The organism is Arthrobacter sp. Y3225209 (assembly GCF_059090685.1).
Window position 1 is genome coordinate 1 of sequence record NZ_JBNHFW010000047.1, and the last position, 4363, is coordinate 4363.

The following is a 4363-nucleotide window of genomic DNA, read 5'->3' on the forward strand; positions in this document are numbered from 1 at the left end:
CGGTCATCACGCGAGAACGGCTTACGGCCGCCAGCGGATGCACCGCGGTCGCCGAAGGAGCGACGCTCACCATCACGCGGCGGACGGCTATCCCGCTTCGGGCGATCATCACGGCTGAAAGGCTTACGCTCACCATCACGGGCAGGACGGTCATCACGCGAGAACGGCTTACGCTCGTCACGGTTGAAAGGCTTACGCTCACCATCACGCTGCGGACGGTCATCACGCGAGAACGGCTTACGCTCGTCACGGTTGAAAGGCTTACGCTCACCATCACGCTGCGGACGGTCATCACGGGAGAACGGCTTACGGCCAGCGGAAGCACCGCGGTCACCGAAGGAGCGACGCTCACCATCACGAGCAGGACGATCGTCGCGGGAGAACGGCTTACGGCCAGCGGAAGCACCGCGGTCACCGAAGGAGCGACGCTCACCATCACGAGCAGGACGGTCATCACGCGAGAACGGCTTACGCTCGTCACGGTTGAAAGGCTTACGCTCACCATCACGAGCAGGGCGGTCATCGCGGGAGAACGGCTTACGGGCAGCGGAAGCACCGCGGTCACCGAAGGAGCGACGCTCACCATCACGCGGCGGACGGCTATCCCGCTGCGGGCGATCATCGCGGCTGAAAGGCTTACGCTCACCATCACGAGCAGGACGGTCATCACGCGAGAACGGCTTACGCTCATTGGAACCGGAGCGCTGACCGCCGCCAGTGGGCTTCCGGTCTTCCCAGCGCTTAGGGGCATTACGGTCATTGGTGGCGGGGCGGCCCTGGGCATCCCGGCGCGGAGCGCCGCTTCGGTTCTGGTCCCTGTTGTTCTGCTCTGACATGCTGGCTAGTTCCTCTCGTCGTGAGCCGACCAACGGAATTTACTGCAGTCGCTCGTCACTATGTACCTGTAATGGAGATGTAAAAGTTTAGGGAGACGCTTAACGCCTCAGGGTAATTCTAGTCCAGTGCACCGTCCGACACCGATTCGCCGGCCCTCCCTGCGTACCCAATCGAGGTGATACTCAGCACCAGGAGCGCAGATACGGCGCAGCCGACCCAGGGTGCCGGCATCTCTGGTGGGGGTTAAACAGGTGAGGCCCGTACCAACACTGGTACGGGCCTCACCCTTCACAATTTGTCCGGCGGTGACCTACTCTCCCACATCCTCCCGGATGCAGTACCATCGGCGCTGTGGGTCTTAGCTTCCGGGTTCGGAATGGGACCGGGCGTTTCCCCCACGCTATGACCGCCGTAACCCTCACCCCGGCACCACCAGCAATAACATGCCAGGCGGTGGGGAAAACATTGGGTCACGAACGTCCTTAGACGAAGTGATATTCAGTTTTTTGTTCCACGGCCAACAACCAGGGTTGTTATCCGGGAACCACATAGTGGACGCAAGCAGCATGATCAACAACACCCTGTACGTTGGGAAACCGTTTGAAGTCGTGTTTCCCCAGATGTTGGTGTGGTGTAAGTTATCGGCCTATTAGTACCGGTCAGCTTCACGGGTCTTTAGTCCCCGCTTCCACATCCGGCCTATCAACCCAGTGGTCTGGCTGGGGGCCTCTCACACACAAGGTGTATGGAAATCTCATCTCGAAGCGGGCTTCCCGCTTAGATGCTTTCAGCGGTTATCCCATCCGAACGTAGCTAATCAGCGGTGCACTTGGCAGTACAACTGACACACCAGAGGTTCGTCCGTCCCGGTCCTCTCGTACTAAGGACAGCCCTTCTCAAATTTCCTGCGCGCGCAGCGGATAGGGACCGAACTGTCTCACGACGTTCTAAACCCAGCTCGCGTACCGCTTTAATGGGCGAACAGCCCAACCCTTGGGACCTACTCCAGCCCCAGGATGCGACGAGCCGACATCGAGGTGCCAAACCATGCCGTCGATATGGACTCTTGGGCAAGATCAGCCTGTTATCCCCGAGGTACCTTTTATCCGTTGAGCGACGGCCATTCCACAATGTACCGCCGGATCACTAGTCCCGACTTTCGTCCCTGCTCGAGATGTCTCTCTCACAGTCAAGCTCCCTTGTGCACTTACACTCGCCACCTGATTGCCAACCAGGCTGAGGGAACCTTTGGGCGCCTCCGTTACTCTTTAGGAGGCAACCGCCCCAGTTAAACTACCCATCAGGCACTGTCCCTGACCCGGATTACGGGCCGAAGTTAGATATCCAGTATGACCAGAGTGGTATTTCAACGATGACTCCACCCGAACTGGCGTCCGGGTCTCACAGTCTCCCACCTATCCTACACAAGCCACACCGAACACCAATACCAAACTATAGTAAAGGTCTCGGGGTCTTTCCGTCCTGCTGCGCGTAACGAGCATCTTTACTCGTACTGCAATTTCGCCGAGTTTATGGTTGAGACAGCGGGGAAGTCGTTACTCCATTCGTGCAGGTCGGAACTTACCCGACAAGGAATTTCGCTACCTTAGGATGGTTATAGTTACCACCGCCGTTTACTGGGGCTTAAATTCCCAGCTTCGCCCGTAAGGGCTAACCGGTCCTCTTAACCTTCCAGCACCGGGCAGGAGTCAGTCCGTATACATCGTCTTGCGACTTCGCACGGACCTGTGTTTTTAGTAAACAGTCGCTTCCCCCTGGTCTCTGCGGCCCCGATCCCCTCCGGACAGCAAGTGTCCATCAAGGTTGGGGCCCCCCTTCTCCCGAAGTTACGGGGGCATTTTGCCGAGTTCCTTAACCATAATTCTCTCGATCGCCTTAGTATTCTCTACCTGATCACCTGTGTCGGTTTGGGGTACGGGCGGCTGGAACCTCGCGCCGATGCTTTTCTAGGCAGCATAGGATCACCGGATCCCCCCGTGAGGGGGTCCCGTCGGATCTCAGGATCGTCATCAAAGACACCGTGACGGATTTACCTATCACGGACCCTACATCCTTAGACCAGGTCAACCATCGCCTGGCCCGGCTACCTTCCTGCGTCACACCTGTTAATACGCTTACCTCCCAGGATCAGGTCCCGTGCTCGGCCAAAACCCTCACACCACAAGGATGCTCGGGCAGGCTCCGGACGGTTAGTGTCCCCTGCTTGGTATGGGCGGTTCTTCGCCGGTACGGGAATATCAACCCGTTGTCCATCGACTACGCCTGTCGGCCTCGCCTTAGGTCCCGACTTACCCAGGGCAGATTAGCTTGACCCTGGAACCCTTGATCATTCGGCGGACGGGTTTCTCACCCGTCTTTCGCTACTCATGCCTGCATTCTCACTCGTGTAGGCTCCACCACTGGTTTACACCGCAGCTTCACTGCCCACACGACGCTCCCCTACCCATCCAGACGACTGAACCACGAAGGCTTATCTATATCTGAATGCCACAACTTCGGCGGTGTACTTGAGCCCCGCTACATTGTCGGCGCGGAATCACTTGACCAGTGAGCTATTACGCACTCTTTCAAGGGTGGCTGCTTCTAAGCCAACCTCCTGGTTGTCTGGGCAACTCCACATCCTTTCCCACTTAGCACACGCTTAGGGGCCTTAGTTGGTGGTCTGGGCTGTTTCCCTCTCGACTATGAAGCTTATCCCCCACAGTCTCACTGCTGCGCTCTCACTTACCGGCATTCGGAGTTTGGCTGACGTCAGTAACCTTGTAGGGCCCATTAGCCATCCAGTAGCTCTACCTCCGGTAAGAAACACGCAACGCTGCACCTAAATGCATTTCGGGGAGAACCAGCTATCACGGAGTTTGATTGGCCTTTCACCCCTACCCACAGCTCATCCCCTCCATTTTCAACTGAAGTGGGTTCGGTCCTCCACGACGTCTTACCGTCGCTTCAACCTGGCCATGGGTAGATCACTCCGCTTCGGGTCTAGATCACGCCACTGCAACGCCCTATTCAGACTCGCTTTCGCTACGGCTTCCCCACACGGGTTAACCTCGCGACGTAACACTAACTCGCAGGCTCATTCTTCAAAAGGCACGCTGTCACAGCTACAAGGCTGCTCCAACGGTTTGTAGGCACACGGTTTCAGGTACTATTTCACTCCCCTCCCGGGGTACTTTTCACCTTTCCCTCACGGTACTTGTCCGCTATCGGTCATCAGGGAGTATTTAGGCTTACCAGGTGGTCCTGGCAGATTCGCACGGGATTTCTCGGGCCCCGTGCTACTTGGGATCCTCTCCAAGCGGCAGCATACATTCCGGTTACGGGGCTAACACCCTCTACGGCCTGGCTTTCAAACCAGTTCACCTATGCATCTGCACTCACTTCACCGATCCGGCAGAATCGGTACGGAAAGTCCCGCAACCCCAGTGATGCAACGCCCGCCGGCTATCACACACCACTGGTTTAGCCTCTTCCGCGTTCGCTCGCCACTACTAACGGAATCACT

At 57.4% G+C, this 4363-nt stretch carries 1 protein-coding gene and 2 rRNA genes; 1 reads left to right on the forward strand and 2 read right to left on the reverse strand.

Annotation, left to right across the window (positions count from 1 at the left end; genetic code table 11):
• A partial coding sequence (locus AC5RVB_RS16285; protein WP_494143169.1) for a hypothetical protein occupies positions 1-833 on the forward strand: 833 nt, incomplete at its 5' end.
• A gap of 301 nt (positions 834-1134) precedes the next feature.
• Here the strand turns inward: AC5RVB_RS16285 and rrf are convergent.
• Together rrf and AC5RVB_RS16295 are read right to left on the reverse strand one after the other, a co-directional pair.
• Positions 1135-1251, reverse strand: a 5S ribosomal RNA gene (gene rrf / locus AC5RVB_RS16290).
• Positions 1252-1465: 214 nt separating this feature from the next.
• Positions 1466-4363: ribosomal RNA gene (locus tag AC5RVB_RS16295) — 23S ribosomal RNA — on the reverse strand; the annotation flags it as partial.